The organism is Wolbachia endosymbiont (group E) of Neria commutata, from assembly GCF_964026735.1.
In the GTDB taxonomy this organism is placed as follows: domain Bacteria; phylum Pseudomonadota; class Alphaproteobacteria; order Rickettsiales; family Anaplasmataceae; genus Wolbachia.
Genome location: NZ_OZ034692.1, coordinates 160,348 through 181,772 on the forward strand (window position 1 = coordinate 160,348; position 21,425 = coordinate 181,772).

Here is a 21,425-nt window from a genome sequence, read left to right on the forward strand (position 1 = left end):
ATACTTCCCTTAAAAATAGAAATTATGCTGAATTACACCTTAAAATGGAGTAAAATAATTATAAGTGGAAGATTTATGAAGTTTTCATGATTTTTAACAACTTAATAGCATTGGTATTGACAACCTCTCCACCTACCCGCTTAGTGATAAAAAATCTAATATACGGTTTATTAGTATAAGGATCTCTTAATATTTTCATTCCCCTGCTATCTACAATTTTATAAGCCTGCTTAAAATCTGCTACTGCAATGATAGGAAGCCAATTACCATCTTGACTTTGTTGTGCAGTAGGTGTTGGTGGCATATCAGCAGATTGGTATACTGGAACGCCCATTAGAGTGTCTGGTGTTTCAAGTGACAAGCTTGGTTGCCAGAGATACTGACCGGACTCAGATTTAAGTAGCCTAACATCCTTAAGCGTGCTTCTATTCATTAGAAATGATGCATTTTTAGAATAATACTCATTCAGAGAATAATATAATATCGTTATGGCATCACTGTCCAACTTATCATTTTTCACCTGATCTATTTCGTCATAGCTGGTTCCATCATTGTAAGATAAAATCCCTTTGGGCTGAAAAGTGCCATCACCCTTGATGAAAGCTTCATTTTCTTTTGTACTAAAAGTCTCAACAATTTTTTCTACTAACCAACTTTCAACGTCAACAAATGCATCATCAAGTAATTTTTGTGATATTTGTGGTTGAGCATATAACTCATAGGTTGTGATGCGAATTTTTTGGATTTTAGGTGTCTCAGTGTCACTGTTAAAATCATATTTTGACTTATTTCCATTGTCACCTCGATCCTCGATTGTTTCGCCACTCCAACCGGCATCAGCGCGATCACAATTTTCTATAATGTAATCTAATGTCTCAGTAGATATTTTTTGAGTGGAGCATATTTGCCGCATTGGAGATGAATCAGTCACACATTTATTTATACGTTTTAAAATATGCGAAGTAACAAGGTATCCTCCTATCTCATTACTATCTCCAGTAAGAGTTTTCTGTGATAAGCCGTTTGACATTCCCTTGCGGATATAATCTGTAAAGTATTTATCGCTTGTACTAAAATCTGTATTGACTTCTGGGCGTTGAACTGCTGTTTCGATAAGATCTAGACGCTCTTTGCAGCCATCAATGGCATTATTTACCCTGCATAGTTGCTCAATTGTTGCAGAGTCAGCACGTCCTTTGCTTTCAACTTCTTTTAGTCTGCGATCATTTATTAATTTAAATTGCTCCCATGATAAAGATAGTTCATTAATACGGTGAGCGATATCAGTTAGTGACATAATAGCCTCCTTTAAAAATAAAATTAGATTTGTATAGTTAAATAAATAAGGTTTACTGGATCCCAGCGTTACGCGCTGGAATGACAGATGACAATCTATTGTCACTTCTATATGAAGAAAACTTTATCTGTTAAAAAAACAAGGGCAAAAGTAGTGTGGCACAACTTAGCTGCACCACACATGGGCTTTTCCTTACTTAACTCAATGGTTAAAGTTAAGCGGGATAAAATGAGAGATGATAGTGCTATATAACACTCGTTTTTTCCTGTCAAGCACTTTTTAATTTTTCTTTGGCACTGCCTCAAAACTGTTTATAACATATCAAAAATTCTTAAAAATTGACTCTATTAATAATACACTAAATTATGTTAAGATAGAAAATAGTAGATTTATTGACATAGTGCAGTGCGGTACAAAATAACTATAGAGTATAATGGCAGTAGTTTTTTTGGTTGGCAGAAACAGCAGCATTCTGTTAACTCAATACAAGAAACTATAGAAAATGCTATATTTAATTTTAGTGGTGAGAAAGTTACTTTATGCTGCGGTGGTAGAACTGATGCGGGAGTTCACGCTTTAGGGCAAGTCGCTCATTTTGATATGCAAAGAGAATTTGAGCTTTATAGAATAAGAAATGCAATAAATTATCATTTAAAATCAACTCCTATAGCTATACTTAATGCAGAAGTTGTCGACGATACCTTTCATGCACGGTTTTCAGCAAAAAAAAGACATTATGAATACAAAATAACTAATCGTTATGCTCCTGCAGCTCTGGAAGCTGGTTATGTGTGGCAAGTATTTAACCCTCTTGGTGTGGATATTATGCGAGCAGCAGCTAAACATCTACTTGGAAAGCATAATTTTTCAAGTTTTCGCTCAAAAGATTGTCAAGCTACAAATCCTGTGAGAACAATTGATGATATAGATATTATCCAAAATGAGAATCATATATATATTAAAATGTCTGCCTTATCCTTTTTACACAATCAAGTGAGGATTATTGTAGGCACTTTGGTTGAATTTGGAAAAATAGAACTAACCCACAAGAAATGCTGAACGTATTAAACCAATGCAAAAGAAGTGCTGCTGGGGTTACAGCACCCCCTTTTGGATTATACTTTGTAAAAATATATTACTGAAGATGCTCTTAAAGATGCGTCAACTATTACCCCATCTTCTGTACTTCTGGTTAACTGTACACTGCGTCAACGGCGTAGATATTTTGATAAATCTACGCCTAAGATAGTGCCTAAAGGGGCCCGAAAGGCTTATAAGGTTGTTGTATAATCTTTATCATAATTCTAGCAATACAGCTGCGTGGTGTTTTTTCAAGTAAATCAATTATTTCTTTATTATCATTAGCAAAAGAAATTGGTTTTTTATCACCATTATCCTTGACGTTAACTTTAGCTCCTTTTTTCAAAAGAAGTTTCACCATATCGGTGTTTTTAGCAGAAACAGCATGATGCAATGCAGTTTTGCCTTCAGTATCTTTAACATTAATCTTAGCTCCTTTTTTCAAAAGAAGTTTCACCATATCGGTGTTTTCAGCAGAAACAGCATGATGTAATGCAGTTTGACCTTGGTTGTCTTTGGCATAAATATTGGCTCTATGATCCTTACTGCTATGCTCCAAAAGAAGTTTAACTGTACCAGAGTTACCAGCAGAGGTAGCAAGATGTAATGGAGTTCGTCCATTATTGTCTTTGGCATCAAGGTTAGCTCTATTGTGTTCACGCTCACTACCATAATCCAAAAGACGCGTAACTACACAATTGTACCCAGCAGAAGAATCAAGGTGTAATGGAGTTCGACCGTTTTTATCTTGTTCATTAATAATATCATAATACCCGCCTCCATACTCATATTCATTCAAAAGAGATTCAAGTTCAGGGGATTTTCTAGACGAAGCTAAACGATGTAATAATTTTTGACCTTGGCTATCTTTATAATCAAGAGATTTAGCTATACCAAAGTGACGAGAAGAAACGGCAATGTCTAATGCAGTTTTGCCATGCTTATCTTTGATATGAATATCAGCTCCAGAGTTCAAAAGCAAAGTTACCATATTAGAGTTGCCATAGAGAGCAGCAAGATGTAACGCAGTTTGACCTTGATTGTCTATTGCATTAACATTAGCACTTTTCATACAAAGAAGTTCAGCTATATCATAATTATTCTTTTGAGAAGTAGCAGCAATATGTAATGCAGTTCGACCTTGACCGTCTCTTGTATCAACATTAGCACCATTCTCAAGACATTTAAGCACCTCAGAATAGCTATTCTTTTTAATGAAACGAAAAAGTTCTTTATTTGTATTGCTTAACATAATTTTACCTTCACTATTAAAATGCCAATGTATATACTTGTGATTGAACTTGCAAGCATTTTTTCTAATAAAAAGCTATTTACTCGCCTTTTTATTCTTAATTAACTCTAGAGCCTCCTTCAAATCTATGCTTTCAACGTCTATATCCTTGCCTAAAGCAACATTTGTTTTATCACATTTTATATAGAATCCGTACCTGCCTTTGCAGATAAAAATTTCTTTTCCCTTTTCATTCACCCCAAGAGACTTCTGCTCTTTACGCGGGCTATTTGCAATAATTTGTACAGCTTCATTTAAGTTGGTGCTCAGCACCTCATTGAAGCTTTTTTTGAGAGAGAAGTATTTACCATCATAAAAAATATAATATCCAAAACGCCCAAGACCGACTTTTACTTCTTTTCCAGTTTCGGGATGCTCTCCGATCACTTTTGGTAAGGAGAGTAGTTTAGTTGCAATATTCATATCAACATCGTTGACATTTATATCTTTTGGTATAGAAACTATTTTTTTCTTTTCTGATTCACTACTCAGCTGTACATAAAGGCCGTAAGGACCTTTTTTGATCAATACTTCTTGTCCAGTTACATCATCTACACCTAAACTTTTTGGATATTCTGAGACTTCATTAGTATTCACAATTTCTTTTGTATTGTTGCATGTAGGATAGTTAGAGCATCCAAGAAATACTCCACCTCGCCCAAAGTTCAATTTCAATATTCCATCCGAGCAAACTGGGCATTTTGTATCAACATATTTTTTTCCTTCCTCTGAGCAAAACCAATCAATCACCAAATCATGAATGCCACTGAAAACCTCATCATGTGTCATTTTCTTGACAGAATTTACATTATCAAAAAATGGCACCCAGAAATTGCTTAGTTCCCTCTTCCAGTCTTCATTCCCGTTTGAGATTAAATCAAGCTTTTCTTCCATTAGTGCCGTGAAATCATATTCTACGTAACGATGAAAAAATGATTTCAAAAATATAGTAACCATTTTACCGCGACTGCTTGGAATAAATCTTTTGTTATCCAGTGTGACGTACTCACGATCCTGTAATACCGAAATAATTGCTGCATAGGTTGATGGACGGCCTATACCGATTTCCTCCATTTTTTTGACGATACTTGCTTCACTGTAACGTGGAGAGGGTTGAGTGAAATGTTGTTTCGGATCAACTGAAATAAGCTTACATGCTTCCCCTTCTTTCATGATTGGTAGCAGGCCTTCATTTGTATCATCTATGTTATCTTGATAGACTTTGTAAAAACCATCAAACAATATACTTGACCCATTTGCTCGCAGAATTACTTTCTGATCAGTTGAGCTAATTTCGACTACCACTTGATCGAGTATTGCCGATTCCATCTGGCTTGCTATGGTTCTTTTCCAGATTAAATCATATAGTTTAAACTGCTCTGGTGTTAAGTAGTCCTTAATGCTGCTTGGTGTTCTGTTGATATCAGTTGGGCGGATCGCTTCATGCGCTTCCTGAGCATTTTTGACTTTTTTAACATATTGACGAGGAGACTGCGGCAGGTATTTATCGCCATATAATGACTTAATCGATTTCCTAATTGAGCTTATAGCCTCATTCGCAATGTAAAACCCATCTGTACGCATGTAAGTTATTAGCCCAACGGTTTCTCCACCAATATCAATACCTTCATATAAATTTTGAGCTATGCGCATAACGTTTTTTACATAAAAGTGCAGCTTGTTTACTGCATCTTGCTGGAGACTGGAAGTAATAAATGGAGGAAGTGGGTTTCTCTTGACCTGCTTGCGCTCTATTGTTTTTACAGCATATTGCCTTGACTCAATTTCCTTGACCAAGTCTTTTGCTTCTTCCTCATTTTTAATATCAAATTTTTCTAGCTTCTTATTATCGTAGTGGCTTAGCATAGCAAAAAAAGCTTCGTTTTTGTTGTTTTGCATTTCTGCTTTTATGTTCCAATATTCCTGCGATACAAACTTACTAATTTCATCTTCTCGTTCGCATATAAGTTTTAATGCAACAGACTGCACACGCCCTGCAGATTTACTACCTGATAATTTTGTCCACAATAATGGTGATATATTGAACCCTACAAGATAGTCCAAAGCTCTGCGCGTTTGCTGCGCACGCACTAAGTCCATATTTATCTCTCGTGGATTCTTTATTGCTTCTTGCACCGCTTTTTTGGTGATTTCATTAAAGACTACTCTATAAACGTTATTCTTGTTACTGATTGCTTTCCTTTCCTTTAATGCCTCTACCACATGCCAAGCTATTGCTTCTCCTTCTCTGTCTGGATCTGTTGCAAGGTATATGTCTGCTGTTTTGCTTGCCGCTTTTACTAACTGTTCTACATACTTTTCTGCTTTTTCAATGATTTCATACTTTATAGCAAAATCATTATTCGTATCTACAGACCCGTTTTTTGCTGGCAGATCTCTTACATGTCCAAAAGATGCAGCTACTTTAAACTCTTTACCCAAATATTTACCTATTGTCTTTGCTTTCGCAGGTGACTCCACTATTAATAATGCCATAGTTGTTAATTATTAGTACTTAAAGATAATATGTTGAGAAATATACAATGAAAAGTAAAAAAATGCTTTAATAAACCATTCTTATTTTCCCAAATTGGTCAGTTTGCAAAAAAATACTTCTTGGGTTAGCACAATGGATAGGTAAAAGATACAAGTGAAATGTTTCTACGTTTCAAACTTAGTCAGCTCTTTTGTTCTTACCAAAAACTTCAACAAATGGCTCAAGAATCCTTTCTATAAAAAGCTTACTTTCCGGCTTACCAGGTAAATAGTTTTTAACTTTACTCACGGGTTTTTCGCTATTTTGTAGAAACGAGTAACTTTCTATCGCTTGTAACGGAGACAAAAAAGTTAAAACCCCTCCTGCAACTAAAATAATTGGAGTAATTGCAGAATTTATCATAAATGCAACTGTGACTAACGACAACCCAACTAACAATGAAACAGCTGAAGCACAAAATGCATATTGATGCTTCACTTTATCACTAACCATAATTACCTCACATAAGTTTACATTTCAGCATACCAATGCTATCATGTATTGTCAAGTTCTATAGAATTGATACAGATAAGGGTTCCCCTATTCCTGAAAAATAAAATCGATGTCAGAGTTAATAGATTTTTTTCAAATCTATCATAAAGCCAAAATTAGCAGGATCTACAGTACTTTTCCAAGCAAGTGATTATACAGTCCCAGAGTACGTTGGTATGATATATGGGAAGTTACCATCAACGGAGGAGTTATGGGACTATACGTCTATAACATTTCTATTGTAATTTCCTTATTCTAAAATCTATCAATATGCCAAAATTAGTTTGACTCTGCTTGTTAATTTATGCTAATATTGACCTATTAATATATTTACGTGAGGTAATAAATGTCAAATAACAAGTATAATGCCTCATATTATATATCGGGTGGCATAGCTACTTTAGCCTTATTAGCATCTGGAGTATTAGCTGTAGCTCCTCATGTTCAGCTCTTAGCTCCAATTGCAACTTCAATTGCAGTTTTAAATTTGACTCTTCCAATAATTGCATTTTGTGCTGTGTTTTCTCTTTTAGCCATCACACTTTCATATAAAGCAATTAGTAAAAACAAAGCTATTGCTGAGCAAGAAACTCAATTGGCTGAGAAGGCAAAAGAGGTAAAAGATAAAGATGTGGTAATTTCTTGTGTGAACGAGCAGCTTGCTGGAAAGGATGTTGTTATTTCTGAGATGAAAGATCAACTTGCTAAAAAAGCAAGAAAGATAGAGGCTAAGAATAAATTCATCATTAATTCTGATGTAGATAGTCAGCAGATACATCAAGAACGTAGAGCGAAAAAACAAACAAGTGCAGTAGAAGAAGATGGTGATATGTATCTTGAGAGCTTGTTTGAAAATATTTCAGCAGAAAGTGCACCTAATGTCCGACCTGTTGAAGCACCTAAACAAATAGGAAGTGGATGGTTTAGTCCAAGACAAGTATTGGGAATTGGAATTGGAGCTACGTTTGGATTTGCGGGCCTACTTGCTCAATGTTTTATCGGTCCAATGCTTTATCTCGTATTAACAGCTCTATTAGTAATGTTAAGGATCGTAATAATCCTGTTTCACCATCTGCTAATCCTGTCGATCCATGGCTTATACTAGATAATAAGTTAGATCAAGCAGAGAATATGTTTAAAACTTCTCAAGAGAGAGCTAAGGAGAATTTTGGTCTTACAAATCTAAGAGAAGATGTTTTTGTTAGTGATATAAATGACCCTGCAAAGGGTTGTAATATAGTTAATAAGTACATTAATCAAACAGATGAATCAGCTTGTTCTTATGATGATTATCCAGTACCATTACCTAATTTGAAACATGTGGCACTTTGCTGTCCAACAATGCCAAAAGCTGCTCATTTATAGTTTAATTCGAGGGAAATAGTTTTAGGCTATTTCCCAATTTTTTCTTATTTTATGGAAAGATTCTGACAAATTATTCACTGTTTCATACTTCATTTTTCCTCACCTCAAAACCCTCATTATAGACCTTTTTTGGCTTTATGCTAGTTTCGAAAGAGGTCTAATATGTAAAAAATATATACTATGAGAAATTCCCACCCAAGTGACATAAGTCGTGAGAAATTCGAAAAGATTAAACCAATTTTGGAAAACGCAGCCAAGTGAGAAGTATTATACAATTAAGGATACAATTGTTCTACTTTCCAATTATCTCTCTCGACGAAGGTGTATCTAAATCTAATATGTCTCCTATATTTACCTTCTTGCCAAAATTCGATTACTTTTGGTATCACGCAAAACCCTACCCAAAAATCAGGACGAGGAATTTTTTGATCATGAAATTCCCTACTTTTTAATTCAATACCTTGTTCAAAATCCTGCCAATTTTTTAAAACACTAGATTGTTTTGAGCACCACGCACTAATTTGACTATCACGTGCACGAGAGGAAAAATATTCGTCAGCTTTGCCACTCCCCAGAAGTTTAATGTCTCCTTCAATTCGCACCTGCTGAGAAAATTCTATCCAATGAAATATTAATGCAGCTCTAGGATTTTCAGTTAATTCTTTTCCCTTTCTACTATTTAAATTGGTGAAGAACACGAAACCTTCTTTGCTATACTTTTTTAATAACACGATTCTTGCAGATGGAATACAATTTTTGCTACAAGTGGCTAGTGTCATTGCAGCTGGCTCTTTACATGATGAACTCAGTACTTCTTTATACCACTTTGCAAACAAATCAATTGGATCTTTTTCAAGCATGCTTTTTAATCAAAAATTGATGTTAATAAAACTTTAACTCTGACATACATTGCAGAAATAAGTACTACGACCACTTTGTTGTACAAGTGTTATGGCGTTATTGCAAATTTTGCAAGGTTTTTGCGCCTTGCCATATACATAAAAACTATTTTGAAAATACCCAACAGACCCTGATGGTTGCACATAATCTTTCAGTGTTGAACCGCCTGCAGTGATTGCACATTCAAGAGTATTTTTTATTGCAGCAGCAAGTTTTTCGCATTCTCTACGTGATAAGTCTTGTGCTAACCTGAGTGGGGATATGCGAGCTCTAAATAAACTCTCAGAAGCATATATGTTGCCCACTCCAACTATTATTTTATTATCCATTAATGCTGATTTTATATTCACTTTTTTATTTTTTAATAACTTCTGTAAATAGTTTCCATTAAATTCATCTGTGAGAGGTTCTATTCCTAAATGATTGAAAAAATTTATTTCTTGTTCTTTATTTAACACAACAACTAAACCAAATCTTCTTGGATCATTAAAAATTATTGAGGTATTATCAGAAAATAAGAATGTCACGTGGTCATGTTTATTCTGCACTTGATTATATTCAGTATAGATAAGTTTTCCGCTCATACCAAGATGCATAATTACAGCCATATTACTGTCTGTGTTACAGATTATATATTTACCTCTGCGCTTGATATCGTTTATAATTTTATTTTTTAGCAAATCATCGATATTACTTGTTATTGGCGCACGTAAACTCCAATTATTAACTATAACATTGCTAATCTGCTTATCTTTGACTCTATTACGCAAGAAATTAGATATTACTTCCACTTCCGGTAGTTCTGGCATTATGTCTACTCTGTTGCTGTTTTTTTCTTTTTAGAATATTTTGTTTCAAAGCTTTCGCTAATCTTTTTTTCTCCTCTTCTTTTTGTTTATTCTTTTTTGTATTATTCATTATTATCATAATATATAAGTACGCCGTTATAGCTCAGGTGGTAGAGTACGTCATTGGTAATGACGAGGTCCCAAGTTCGAGTCTTGGTAACGGCACATTGATTATACTCATGTTAGTACATACCTCCATATAAAAGATCTGGATTTAATATTCAAGTATGGCAAATATATTAAAAAATAGAGGTTTGTACAGAAAAGTTGATTTTTCTTGCCAGTATAAGTACATTAAAGTTCTCGTTACTTAAAATATGGATCAATCTAAGAGCTTTTATATCACCACACCAATATATTATGTAAATGATAAGCCACATATTGGTCATGCATATACCTCTCTTCTTTGTGATGTGGTGGCAAGATTCATGAAATTAGCTGGAAAAAATGTCAAATTTACTACAGGCACAGATGAGCATGGACAAAAGATCGAAAAAGCGGCCAAAGCAAGGGGAATGGAGCCAAAAGAATTTACAGATGAAGTAAGTGTTTCGTTTAAAGAATTAGCTGAATTCATGAATTTTCAATATGACGATTTTATTCGCACTACAGAAGAACGTCATGAAAAAGCAGTGATAGCATTGTGGAATAGATTAGAAAAAAGAGGACAGATATATTTGGATTCTTACTCAGGCTGGTATTCAGTTCGTGATGAAGCATTTTACCCAGAATCAGAATTAATAAATGGCAAAGCACCAACTGGTGCTGAAGTTGAATGGGTGAAAGAAGAGAGTTATTTTTTTCGCTTATCAAATTGGCAGGACAAATTACTTGAACTATATCAAAATCAGCCAAATTTTATTTTTCCAGAGAGCAGAAAAAATGAAGTTATATCATTTGTAAAATCAGGACTTACTGATTTATCAATCTCTCGTACTAGTTTTAACTGGGGAATAAAAGTACCAGAAAATGATAAGCATGTGATTTATGTATGGATAGATGCATTAACTAACTATATTACATCAGTAAATTTTCCTGAGATTGAAGATAATGAATATAAGCAGTTTTGGGCAAATGAAGACTGTTTTAATGTTCATGTTATCGGTAAAGATATATTACGCTTTCATGCTGTCTATTGGCCAGCAATTCTCCTTGCTGTAGATGTACCATTACCAAAACAAATTGCAGTTCATGGCTGGTGGTTAAATGAAGGAGAAAAAATATCCAAATCTCTTGGAAACGTTATAGATCCGATTGGTCTGGCAACAGAGTTTGGTGTTGATCAACTACGTTATTTCCTTCTTAGAGAAGCAAGCTTTGGTCAAGATGGCAATTTCAGTAAGAAAAATATGATCAGCCGAATAAATTCAGAACTTGCAAACAACATCGGTAATCTAGTACAAAGGACGATTTCATTTTTACATAAGCAATGCTCTGGTATTGTTCCCACAATCGACCAAAAATTACTTCAAGGTGATGAAAGTTTGCCAAATCGCAAATCTATACTAGAACAAGTGATGAGTCACCTTTCCAGGTATGAATTCAGTCACATTATACTTTTGATCATTAATTTATCATCTGAGGCTAATGCATACATAGATAAGAGTGCACCTTGGGTATTAAGTAAAAACAACAAAGAGCGTATGAATTTAGTGGTTTATAAATTACTAGAATATATAAGAATAATCGGTATTTTGTTGCAGCCGATCGTTCCAAAATCAGCAGAGATGATACTGGATCGACTGCGAATTCCCCAAAAACAACGTGATTTAGAATCTTTATGCAATATATCCATAAGTTCGGGCATCGCATTACCTAAACCAGCACCAATTTTTTTGAGATTTGAATAGAACTTTTTTAAAAGAAGAGGGACATTAAATTTACACAGCAAGATATTCCAGTATAGTATAAGTTTTTAGTTCTATGTATGAACGCAGAAAAAGTAGGACTGATATTTGAAAGGTTTCAGCAATCAAACTCTACACCAAAAATAGAGCTAAATTATGTCAACCATTTTACATTGCTGGTTGCAATCGTTCTATCGGCACGGACAACTGATGTAAGCGTTAATAAAATTACAAAAGAACTATTTAAAGTTGTAGATAGTCCGGAAAAGATGCTGAACTTTGGGCAAAATGAGCTAAGAAAACGTATAAGTAGTATTGGCTTATATAATACTAAAGCAAAAAATGTAATCGAGCTTAGTAAAATATTGGTGGAACGGTATGACAGTAAAGTACCTACAGATTTTCACGATTTAATATCTTTGCCGGGAGTAGGAAGAAAAAGTGCTAATGTCTTTTTAAATTCAGGGCTCGGCATACCAACTTTAGCAGTTGACACTCATGTTTTTAGAGTGAGCAATAGAGTTGGCCTTGTAGCAGAAAAAGATGTATTGAAAACAGAGCAATCTCTCTTAAATGTTATACCAGAAAAATACCTACTTTATGCTCACCACTGGTTAGTTCTACATGGGAGATATATCTGTAAAGCACAGAGACCTTCATGTGAAACGTGCATCATTAATGATTTGTGCGAGTTTGAGTGCAAAAAATGTAATATTGTAGATCGGCATTGAGTTTTGACATATTATATAAGAAATTAAATTTAAATAACATGAAAGGCTTATATATTAAAACTTACGGTTGTCAGATGAATGTCTATGATTCCATTTTAATGGAAAATATAATCAAACCTCTGGGCTTTAATATTGTTAGCGACGCAGATAAAGCTGATTTAGTGATACTCAATACCTGCCATATTAGAGAAAAAGCAGCAGAAAAACTTTATTCAGAGCTCGGAAAGATTCATTCATCACAAAAAAAGAAAGATGTTACCATAGTAGTGGCTGGATGTGTTGCGCAGGCAGAAGGTGAGGAAGTGTTTAGGAGGACTCCATTTGTTGACATTGTTGTTGGTCCGCAAAGCATTGCTGCTTTACCAGAGCTGATAGTGAAAGCAAGCAGAAGTAAAGGTCATCTAATCAATACTGATTTTCCTGAGATGGCAAAGTTTGATAAGTTGCCAAATGAGTGTTATGGCAATAGTCAAGGATCGTCTGCATTCCTTTCTATACAGGAAGGTTGTGATAAATTTTGCACGTTCTGCGTAGTACCTTATACTCGCGGGGCTGAATATTCACGGCCAGTAAATGAGATATTCCGTGAAGCATTGAAACTGGTTGCAAATGGCGCGAAGGAAATTACTCTGCTTGGTCAAAATGTTAATGCCTATCATGGAGAGTGTGAAGGAGAAGTCTGGGATTTAGGAAAATTAATTACCCATATTGCTAAAATTGAAAAGCTGGAAAGAATACGCTATACAACTTCTCATCCGCGCGATATGAATGAATCTCTCTACCTTGCACATTTCGAAGAGCCCAAGCTCATGCCATTTATTCACCTGCCTGTGCAATCTGGTTCCGATAAAATATTGCGCGCAATGAACAGAAAACACACTGCAGAGGAATATTTTGAAATAATAGATAAATTTTGCAAGCTGAATCCTGAAATAGAGTTTTCCTCTGATTTCATAGTTGGTTTTCCTGGAGAAACCGAAAAAGATTTTGAGGAAACCATAAAATTGGTAGAAAAAATCAAGTACGCTCAAGCTTATAGCTTCAAATATAGCCCAAGACCAGGAACACCAGGTGCTGAAAGAAAAGATCAAGTGCTAGAAGAAGTTAAAGCAGAGCGCTTGCTTCGTTTACAGAAATTAATCAGCGAACAACAACTAGAATTTAACCAAAATACGGTAGGTAAAACTATACCTGTATTGTTTAGTGATAAAAAAGGTAAACATCAAGACCAAATTATTGGCAAAAGCAAGTATATGCAATCGGTATGCATTAATGACACGGAAGGGAAGTATAAAGATAAAATAGTGAATGTAAAAATATTAGAAGCCAGGCAAAATAGCTTACTCGGATCTTGTGATTAGATCAATTTTACAATATGGAAGTTTTACTATATTTTTTCTTTATGTTATCTAATGCTATTTTTTACTCGACCTCTGTCCTTTCATTTGCAGCTTTGACAAAGCAATTAAGCACAAAGCTGAGTATCGGTGATTATATGCCTCTTTCTACCTTTAACTCTCTTACTTCCATCATAACTTTGTTCCACCTTTGAACTATTTTTACAACCACCTAACAAGCGGTGGCATTGACATCATGATTGCATCTGGATTTCCATCAGTTATTAAACCAAACCTTGTACCACGATCATATAGCAGATTGAATTCTACATATCTGCCACGTTTTATTAGCTGATCTTCTCGTTGTTCTTTTGTCCAAGGTTTTTGCATATGTTTATGTATGATATGCGAATAAATTTCCAAGAAGGTTTTGCCTACTGCTTTTGTAAATTCAAAATCATTTTTCCAATTACCAGAATTCAGATTATCATAGAAAATACCACCGATGCCACGTGGCTCTTTTCTGTGTTTTAAGAAAAAGTAGGTATCACATTGCTCTTTAAATTTTGGATAATACTCAGTATCGAATTCATCACATGTTGTTTTTATTGTCTCATAAATATACTTACAATCTTCTTCATTTTTATATACTGGAGTAAAATCCATTCCTCCGCCAAACCATTGTTTTGAGGTGTATATTAGCCTTGTGTTCATATGTGCTGCAGGAACAAGAGGTGATTGCATATGAGAAACTAAAGATATGCCACTTGCCCAAAACTCTCCATTACTTTCACTTGCACCAGGAACCTCATGGATAACTGAATTCGCAAATTTTCCATGCACTTTTGAAACGTTCACACCAACTTTCTCAAAAATCTTACCATAAATAATTGTAGATTCACCACCACCACCACCTGGACGGTCCCACTTTCTTTTTTCAATTTTGGGCTCTATGGATGATTGTTTTTCGATTGATAAGAAAGACTCTATGATTTTATCTCTTAGTGCACAAAACCATTCAAAAGCTTGTTCTTTTTGTTTTTCCATAATTTTTGTTAACTAGATGTTTACTTTTATTAATATTTTTGATAAACAGCACATGATATTTAATATAAAGTTATAGTAGCATACCTATCAGTGATATTAATTAATCTATAACAATTAAATAAATATAATAAAACGTTTTTGTAGGCACAATGAGTAAAAGATACATAGATAGCAAAAAAGAGAACAGAGTTGATTTCATATTAAGAAATTATGGAATGTCAATTGTCGTAATGGCAATTATTATGCTCCTACCTCCAGTAGTAATATCAGCACTCTACTTTTTTGATATATACGATCAACATACTAATATAGAGATTAATTTATTAGTAAGCGCTCTAATGATTCTCTTTATAATATATAATGTAAAACGCTACAGGTATCTGCTAAATACCATAGAATTTCAAAATGCAATATTTGCAAATGCACTAAATCATAATACAGAATTTTGTCTTATTTTACATAAGAATGAAGATGTTATTTATGCTGATGCAAGATTCTATGAAAGATTTAAAGACCATATAGATGATGACGTTACGCTCGGCAAGATCCTTGAAGCGGGAGATGTTTCAGAAAAAGACAAAAAAGCACTTTATCACGCACTAAAGAATAATTCTTCTGTACAGATATGTATTGCCTTAAGCAAGAAAAATAGAGTGTCTAACTTCCTTTTGCTCTTTGAACCAATACCAGATAATCCTCAGGTTGCTATAAATAGTAATGAATTTTTAAATTTATCGTTAGCACCAATAGCAAGGCCACATGGGTATTTTGTGTTAAAAGCAACACAAATGAATAAGGAGCAGGTATATGAAGAATTAATAGAAAAACATAGAATAGGAACTTATATTGCAAATGCTAAAGGGGTAATTTTATCTGTAAATAAAAGATTTTTAGACATATTTGAACTGAAAAAATTTGAAAAGGGCAGCTCAATCAATGATTTTATATCCCAATCTAAATATAGTAATACAACAACCGGTAATGAAATTCTATTTTTTACTATAAACGGCGCACCATTCAAGGCTTATATGAGCACTGCCATATTTTGTGATAAGTATAATCATAACTATATACATGGCTTCATTACACCTGCCGAATCAAATATTACTGATTATCAATTACACCCATGTTTTGCAAATTCATCAATTGCTATTGCACAATGTGATACAAACGGCAATTTTATAAAGAAAAATACGGCACTAATAAAGCTTGCTGGACCAGATAATAATTCAATCTTTACGTTAATATCAAACGACTATCATAAAAAAATAAGTGAATATTTTTTGAGTAATAGAGTAAATAATGCGTCCTTTGATGTACAGCTTAACAATGATAATGACATGAAAATATATTTTAATAAATTTCTTCATAATAGAACGATGTTCATACTTTGTTATTTGATTGATAACACTGAGCACAAAAATCTAGAGATTAAGCTTGAGCATTATCAAAAGATGCAAGCTATAGGACAGCTTGCAGGCGGAATTGCACATGATTTTAATAACATATTAACTGGAATAATAGGGTTTTCTGATTTGCTTTTACTACAACACTCAGCCGGTGACCCGTCTTTTGGAGATATAATACAAATACAACAAAATGCGAAGCGTGGATCAAATTTAGTTAGGCAGTTACTTGCTTTTTCAAGAAGACAGACCATGCAGCCAAAAATTATCGATGTAAATAGCACAATAGCCAATCTTTGCGAGATGATAAAAAGGTTAATAGGTGAGAATATAAAATTTACTACTTATTATGATGGAGATTTGGGTGCTGTTAGAGCTGACCAAGGACAATTAGAGCAAGTGATAATTAACTTAGCAATTAATGCTAGTGCTGCTATGGAAAATGGCGGAGAATTAACCATACAAACCTTTAATCAAAAGATCGATTCATTGAATGCTACACCTCAGAGTATGCTTTCTCCAGATAAGGAAGCAATTGAACATGGAAATTACGTTGTAATTGAGGTAATTGATACTGGATGTGGTATACCCAGTGATATCATTGAGAAAATATTTGATCCATTTTTTTCTACTAAAGATATTACTTCTGGCACAGGCCTCGGCCTATCTACTGTATATGGAATTATTAAGCAAACCGAAGGGTATATTTATGTTGCTAGTAAAGTGAAGAGTGGCACTAAATTTAGCATATTCCTTCCTATGGTTTATGTATTGGATGAGTATGATAGAGAGGAAGAAGGCGAGCAAATAGAAAAACCGGTGGTAAATGAGATTAAAAGTGACGGTATAATTTTATTAATTGAAGACGAGGATTCAGTAAGAGAATTCACCACTAAAGCTCTTAGAAGAAAAGGATTTGATGTAATGGAAGCTAGCATGGGCAGCAAGGCATTGGAAATAATCAGTAAAAAAAGCCAGCATATAGATCTTATAATCACTGATGTAGTAATGCCAGAGTTCAGTGGTCCAGAAATAGTTAAAGAAGCGTTAATTCATAGGCCAGATATTAATGTTATTTTTATTTCTGGGTATGCAGAAGAAGCTTTTTTAAAGAATGGCGATATCAGTATAGGAGATTTTCACTTTTTACCGAAGCCTTTCACTCTGAAAGAACTAGGAAATAAAGTCCAAAGTGTATTACAAGCAGCAAAAAAAACAGTATAGGTCTATGAGTAGCTTACAATTTCAGTTCTGGATTAAAAAACAATAGAAAAGCAAATATTGCTGCCGAAGTAGAGTATTGCTGGCATACGATCAAAAGCCGGCTCAGACTATAATTAGCCTCCCCTGCGAAACAACAATTTTATTCTCCACCCGCATCCTGAACGATGCCAACTTTCGATTATGCTCCTTTTGCTCCATGAAAAGGGCTATACTAATGCGTCTTCAATCCACCTGATTTTTTTATAGAACAGGACCTTTCGTATAAGCATGGCAAATTGCTGTAGCAAGAGCGTCAGCGGTGTGATGACATTTGACATTCACATTTTTAATTATTTGTTTCACCATAAATATAATTTGATTTTTATCGGCATGGCCGTTTCCTGTGATACTTTTTTTTATGTAGTTCGCATCATATTCACTTATAGGTAGATTTGCTGTTTTTAATACTAAAATTGCAACTCCCCTTGCATATCCTAAAGTTAGTGAAGATTTTGGATTTTTATTAACGAAAATTTTTTCTACTGCAGCTTCACTTGGAGAATATTGAAGTACTACTTTCTTTAACTGTTCAAAAATTATATGTAAGCGTTCACCTATATCGAGCTTACTATCATTTGATATAGTACCACCGCCCAAAAATTCAATGTTATTTCTTTCACTGAGGCTAATAATAGCCCACCCAGTTTTGCTTATTCCAGGGTCAAGGCCTATTATCTTAATCACTTAATAAGCACTTAGCCAGTAAATAAATACAAATAAAAATATCCAAACTATATCTACAAAGTGCCAATACCAAGAGGCAAACTCAAAACACAAATGATCTTGGGGCGTAAATTGTTCTTTTAGCGCTCTAAACAAACACACCGTTAAAAATATTAGCCCTATTATGACGTGCACGCAGTGGAATCCGGTAATCATATAAAAATTGGACGTATAGATTAGCTTTTCCCCTGCTTCTTGCAGAGAAAAACTTGCTTCATAATACTCTATGGCTTGCACTATTATAAAAAAAACTCCAAGCAATATAGTAATGGATAACATATTAATCATGTTCTTTTTATTATTCTCAAGTAAAGAGTGATGTGCTGAAGTAAGTGCTGTGCCTGAAAGTAATAATATTAACGTATTCATGAATGGTAGTGACCATGGATCAGGAGGTAACATCCCTTCAGGAGGCCACTGGACTTTTCTTACAGGGGAAAATGCTTCAAATAAAAACACTGGATCAAGCCAGGCTTTAAAAAATGAGCAGAAGAAGGCTATAAAGAATATAACTTCTGAGAGGATAAATACATACATCGCAAGCTTGAGCCCATGCTTTACGATAGCAGTGTGACATTTATCATAAATGGCTTCCCTTATTACATCTCGCCACCAATAGAACAAAACTCCCGATACGGAAGCAACCCCTAAAATCAAACCAAATATTCCAAAAAGTTGCTTATGAAGTGCACCAACCAACCCAAGTGCAAGAATAAGAATCGCTGCTGATATAGCAATCGGCCAAGGGCTTGGGTCTACTAAGTGAAAATCATGCTCTTTACTTTTCATATTGTTTTTAAAGTAGAATCAACGTACTCAAGCATATAAATTAGCTTAAAATTGTCAAGATTCCTTAAAAATTTGACGAAACTTTACACATAGTTTGAATATCCATTGTCAATACTTAATAAATTATTAAATATCAATGCATAATTAATATATTTATTTAACGTAATATTGAGCATTTCCCTTTTAAATATATCATGCGTATATATTATTCTCTTTAAGAGGTAAAAATGTTAAACGCTGCAGCTATTAAAGCATATTTATATGCTAAAAATGGTGGTAAAAAACCAACAATTAATTTAAAAAAAGAAGGAGAAAAACTTTTTCTAATAGGTACATGTGCTGCATTAGCCTTTACCGCATGGTTCTATATTCCAGCTCTAAGCTCAGTACTACTATACTTTTTAGTCCCACTTACGTTTTATTTTTTATACAATATATATAATTTTTTAAAAAATTGCCTTCATAAGCTTCTTAACAAAGATAACAAGACTCATGATGAAAATAGAGAAGCTATAAATGTTATTGCTATGGACCAACCTTCTCAAACGGTACGAATAATTAGACCCCCTGCGAAAAGGTAAAAAACAGATGAAAAACATTAAAAAGCATGTAAAATGAAAGTTTTAGAAGAGGGAAGATGGGAATAAGTTACGTAAAAATAGCAAGAACACCATATATTTTAGACAATTGACAGGGCTCACAACATCTGAATTTGAAAAAATTGTGGCAAAAGTGCGTCCAGAGTGGGAAAAAAATGGAGGCGAAAAAGAAATGTCACGGAAGAAAATCGCATGTTGAGGAGCTAGAAGACAGGATTTTATGTGTTCTAATTTATTACAGAACGTACATAACGCATCCATTTTTAGGGTTTTTGTTTAATTTGCACAACTCAAATATTTGCCGACTTTTTAAGAAAATGTAGCCATTATTGGCCAAAAAAATTACTATAAAAAAGGATAGAACGCTGACGCCAGAAAGGATTTTAAAAATTTTAGCAGACGTCACGGAGCAACCGATACAGCGGCCGAAAGACAGCAAAAAACGTAAGAAAAGTTATTCCGGAAAAAAGAAAGCAACCACAATAAAAACCGAAATTGTGATCGAGGGAAATGGGCAAATTCTGTCGATTTCGAAGTCGCATAGAGGTCGAATGCATGATTTTCGCATAAGGAAACAGGAAAAATTGTTGGCCAAAGATAGCATAAAATATGCCGATTCTGGGTATCAAGGTTGGCAAAAACTGCAGAAAAACGTTGTGATTCCGTACAAAAAACACCGTAAAAAGCCACTAACGGAGGAGCAAAAGGAGCATAATCGGAAGCTGGCATCGTTCAGGATGCGTGTGGAAAATAAGATTCGCGAGATAAAAATCTTCAAAATAATGTCAAATGTTTACCGCAATTTTCAGAAGAAATACAACATGAGATTTAATATTATAGCAGGAATTGTGAATTTGAGGCATAGTTTTTAATAATTTTTAGGCTGGGGATTTCTTACCAGATTTTATCAGCAACTTGCTTCACGTTGTTTCGCAGGGGGTCTATTGAAAGTCAGAAACAAATTGAATCTTTATCAGATAATATTCCTGAACATGTTAAGGCTTATCTTAAAGGTCTTGCAATTCAGAATCCACAAAAGACATTTGAGTTAGCTGATATAGTGAAAAAAATCGATCTAATTTTTAACAATCTTAGCCAACCCACAAAGGATAGATTTTATAAATCTCTTATGAATTTAATTTTAGTTGATCATGATAAAGCTTATAGCTTGGCTACATGGATACGTGACAACAACGCTCTACTTAATAGAGTAAAACAGTGTACAAAATCTGAACATTATGAATATGTGATAAACTTAAGTTTCACTAATCGTGAAAAAGCCCATGCTTTAGCTACATTGATAGTTAAAGTTAATAATCAATTTAATAAAATCAGACAATCTACTCGAGATAAATTTTTTGATCCCATAATTGAACTTGCTTACACAGATCGTGATGATGCATTAGTTCTAGCTAATGTAGTGAAGGAAATCGATTGTATTGTATCTGGTATCGCAAATAAAGATCTTTTGGACTATTTTGATCAATTTTTCACTTTTACTGAAACACAACACGTTCATGAGAGAACTAAGGTAATTGCATTTGCAAGAAAGTGTAAAGAAATAGATGATGCAGACATACCAGATATTGAAAAAAAACCTTTAGCCGTTCAAGCTAAGTTACATCCTGAAATTTCTCTACCAGAAGGAATAATTAAACCAACGGAAGTTGTGAGTTATTTAGGCACTACATCATCTTGTTTGGGAGCAGTAACATCCAAAGTTAATAGCTGCTTATCCTTCATTAGTGGTGTAAGCGAGTATATTCAAAGTAGTATTAAAAGTAATTATTTTGGTCACTAGACGTACAGTCCATAGAAATTTTTTATAATAAACAATAACGCCATTCTACTATTAATTATTGCATTCCTGAACA

Annotated in this window: 17 protein-coding genes, 1 tRNA gene and 2 pseudogenes; 11 read left to right on the top strand and 9 right to left on the bottom strand. The window is 34.1% G+C overall.

Features of this window, described 5'->3' with window-relative positions; translation table 11 throughout:
• Positions 1-73: 73 nt before the first annotated feature.
• On the bottom strand, positions 74-1,297 hold the full coding sequence (locus AAGD89_RS00805) for a phage major capsid protein (RefSeq protein WP_341808448.1): 1,224 nt from the start codon (positions 1,295-1,297) through the stop codon (positions 74-76).
• A 405-nt stretch (positions 1,298-1,702) separates the two neighbouring features.
• Between AAGD89_RS00805 and truA the strand changes: the two are divergent.
• Positions 1,703-2,439: pseudogene (truA, locus tag AAGD89_RS00810) on the top strand (tRNA pseudouridine(38-40) synthase TruA).
• A 110-nt stretch (positions 2,440-2,549) separates the two neighbouring features.
• On the opposite strand, the gene AAGD89_RS00815 reads toward truA, so the two are convergent.
• From AAGD89_RS00815 to AAGD89_RS00825, 3 genes are all read right to left on the bottom strand, one after another.
• Positions 2,550-3,629, bottom strand: coding sequence for an ankyrin repeat domain-containing protein (locus tag AAGD89_RS00815; RefSeq protein ID WP_341808449.1), 1,080 nt, complete (start codon positions 3,627-3,629; stop codon positions 2,550-2,552).
• A gap of 75 nt (positions 3,630-3,704) precedes the next feature.
• A complete protein-coding gene (gene topA / locus AAGD89_RS00820; protein ID WP_341808450.1) occupies positions 3,705-6,164 on the bottom strand; it encodes a type I DNA topoisomerase in 2,460 nt (819 codons plus the stop codon).
• A 178-nt stretch (positions 6,165-6,342) separates the two neighbouring features.
• Complete coding sequence (locus AAGD89_RS00825) at positions 6,343-6,657, bottom strand: hypothetical protein (RefSeq protein WP_341808451.1); 315 nt, start codon at positions 6,655-6,657, stop codon at positions 6,343-6,345.
• Between the two features lie 385 nt (positions 6,658-7,042).
• On the opposite strand from AAGD89_RS00825, the gene AAGD89_RS00830 reads away from it, so the two are divergent.
• Positions 7,043-7,801 (top strand): hypothetical protein, encoded by a 759-nt coding sequence (locus AAGD89_RS00830; RefSeq protein ID WP_341808452.1) that lies wholly within the window; start codon positions 7,043-7,045, stop codon positions 7,799-7,801.
• A 26-nt stretch (positions 7,802-7,827) separates the two neighbouring features.
• Positions 7,828-8,061: a hypothetical protein gene (locus tag AAGD89_RS00835; RefSeq protein WP_341808453.1), complete on the top strand. Its 234-nt coding sequence runs from the start codon at positions 7,828-7,830 to the stop codon at positions 8,059-8,061.
• A gap of 275 nt (positions 8,062-8,336) precedes the next feature.
• Here the strand turns inward: AAGD89_RS00835 and pdxH are convergent, their stop codons facing one another.
• Positions 8,337-8,921 (bottom strand): pyridoxamine 5'-phosphate oxidase, encoded by a 585-nt coding sequence (gene pdxH, locus AAGD89_RS00840; protein ID WP_341808454.1) that lies wholly within the window; start codon positions 8,919-8,921, stop codon positions 8,337-8,339.
• Positions 8,922-8,954: 33 nt separating this feature from the next.
• Positions 8,955-9,770, bottom strand: a complete 816-nt coding sequence (gene mutM / locus AAGD89_RS00845; RefSeq protein ID WP_341808455.1) for a bifunctional DNA-formamidopyrimidine glycosylase/DNA-(apurinic or apyrimidinic site) lyase — start codon at positions 9,768-9,770, stop codon at positions 8,955-8,957.
• Positions 9,771-9,901: 131 nt separating this feature from the next.
• Between mutM and AAGD89_RS00850 the strand changes: the two genes are divergently transcribed.
• The 4 genes from AAGD89_RS00850 (at position 9,902) to miaB (ending at position 13,748) form a co-directional block, all read left to right on the top strand.
• Positions 9,902-9,974 (top strand) — tRNA-Thr (locus tag AAGD89_RS00850).
• A 152-nt stretch (positions 9,975-10,126) separates the two neighbouring features.
• Positions 10,127-11,659 (top strand): methionine--tRNA ligase, encoded by a 1,533-nt coding sequence (metG, locus tag AAGD89_RS00855; RefSeq protein WP_341808456.1) that lies wholly within the window; start codon positions 10,127-10,129, stop codon positions 11,657-11,659.
• 77 nt (positions 11,660-11,736) lie between these two features.
• The gene (gene nth / locus AAGD89_RS00860) at positions 11,737-12,387 is read left to right on the top strand and encodes an endonuclease III (RefSeq protein WP_341808457.1); all 651 of its coding nucleotides are present in this window, start codon (positions 11,737-11,739) and stop codon (positions 12,385-12,387) included.
• A gap of 38 nt (positions 12,388-12,425) precedes the next feature.
• The gene (gene miaB / locus AAGD89_RS00865; protein WP_341808955.1) at positions 12,426-13,748 is read left to right on the top strand and encodes a tRNA (N6-isopentenyl adenosine(37)-C2)-methylthiotransferase MiaB; all 1,323 of its coding nucleotides are present in this window, start codon (positions 12,426-12,428) and stop codon (positions 13,746-13,748) included.
• A 198-nt stretch (positions 13,749-13,946) separates the two neighbouring features.
• On the opposite strand, the gene hemF is transcribed toward miaB, so the two are convergent.
• The gene (hemF, locus tag AAGD89_RS00870) at positions 13,947-14,771 is read right to left on the bottom strand and encodes an oxygen-dependent coproporphyrinogen oxidase (RefSeq protein WP_341808458.1); all 825 of its coding nucleotides are present in this window, start codon (positions 14,769-14,771) and stop codon (positions 13,947-13,949) included.
• Positions 14,772-14,920: 149 nt separating this feature from the next.
• Here hemF and AAGD89_RS00875 point away from each other — a divergent pair, with 149 nt between their 5' ends.
• Entirely contained in the window at positions 14,921-17,401 is a 2,481-nt protein-coding gene (locus tag AAGD89_RS00875; protein WP_341808459.1) for an ATP-binding protein, read from the top strand.
• 240 nt (positions 17,402-17,641) lie between these two features.
• On the opposite strand, the gene ruvC is transcribed toward AAGD89_RS00875, so the two are convergent.
• Together ruvC and AAGD89_RS00885 are read right to left on the bottom strand one after the other, a co-directional pair.
• The gene (gene ruvC / locus AAGD89_RS00880) at positions 17,642-18,124 is read right to left on the bottom strand and encodes a crossover junction endodeoxyribonuclease RuvC (RefSeq protein WP_341808460.1); all 483 of its coding nucleotides are present in this window, start codon (positions 18,122-18,124) and stop codon (positions 17,642-17,644) included.
• Positions 18,125-18,952, bottom strand: a complete 828-nt coding sequence (locus AAGD89_RS00885) for a cytochrome c oxidase subunit 3 (RefSeq protein ID WP_341808461.1) — start codon at positions 18,950-18,952, stop codon at positions 18,125-18,127.
• Between the two features lie 227 nt (positions 18,953-19,179).
• On the opposite strand from AAGD89_RS00885, the gene AAGD89_RS00890 reads away from it, so the two are divergent.
• The 3 genes and pseudogenes from AAGD89_RS00890 (at position 19,180) to AAGD89_RS00900 (ending at position 21,352) form a co-directional block, all read left to right on the top strand.
• The gene (locus AAGD89_RS00890; RefSeq protein WP_341808462.1) at positions 19,180-19,533 is read left to right on the top strand and encodes a hypothetical protein; all 354 of its coding nucleotides are present in this window, start codon (positions 19,180-19,182) and stop codon (positions 19,531-19,533) included.
• Between the two features lie 56 nt (positions 19,534-19,589).
• Positions 19,590-20,423 (top strand): annotated as a pseudogene (locus AAGD89_RS00895) (transposase).
• Between the two features lie 53 nt (positions 20,424-20,476).
• Positions 20,477-21,352: a hypothetical protein gene (locus AAGD89_RS00900; RefSeq protein WP_341808463.1), complete on the top strand. Its 876-nt coding sequence runs from the start codon at positions 20,477-20,479 to the stop codon at positions 21,350-21,352.
• Positions 21,353-21,425 lie beyond the last annotated feature (73 nt).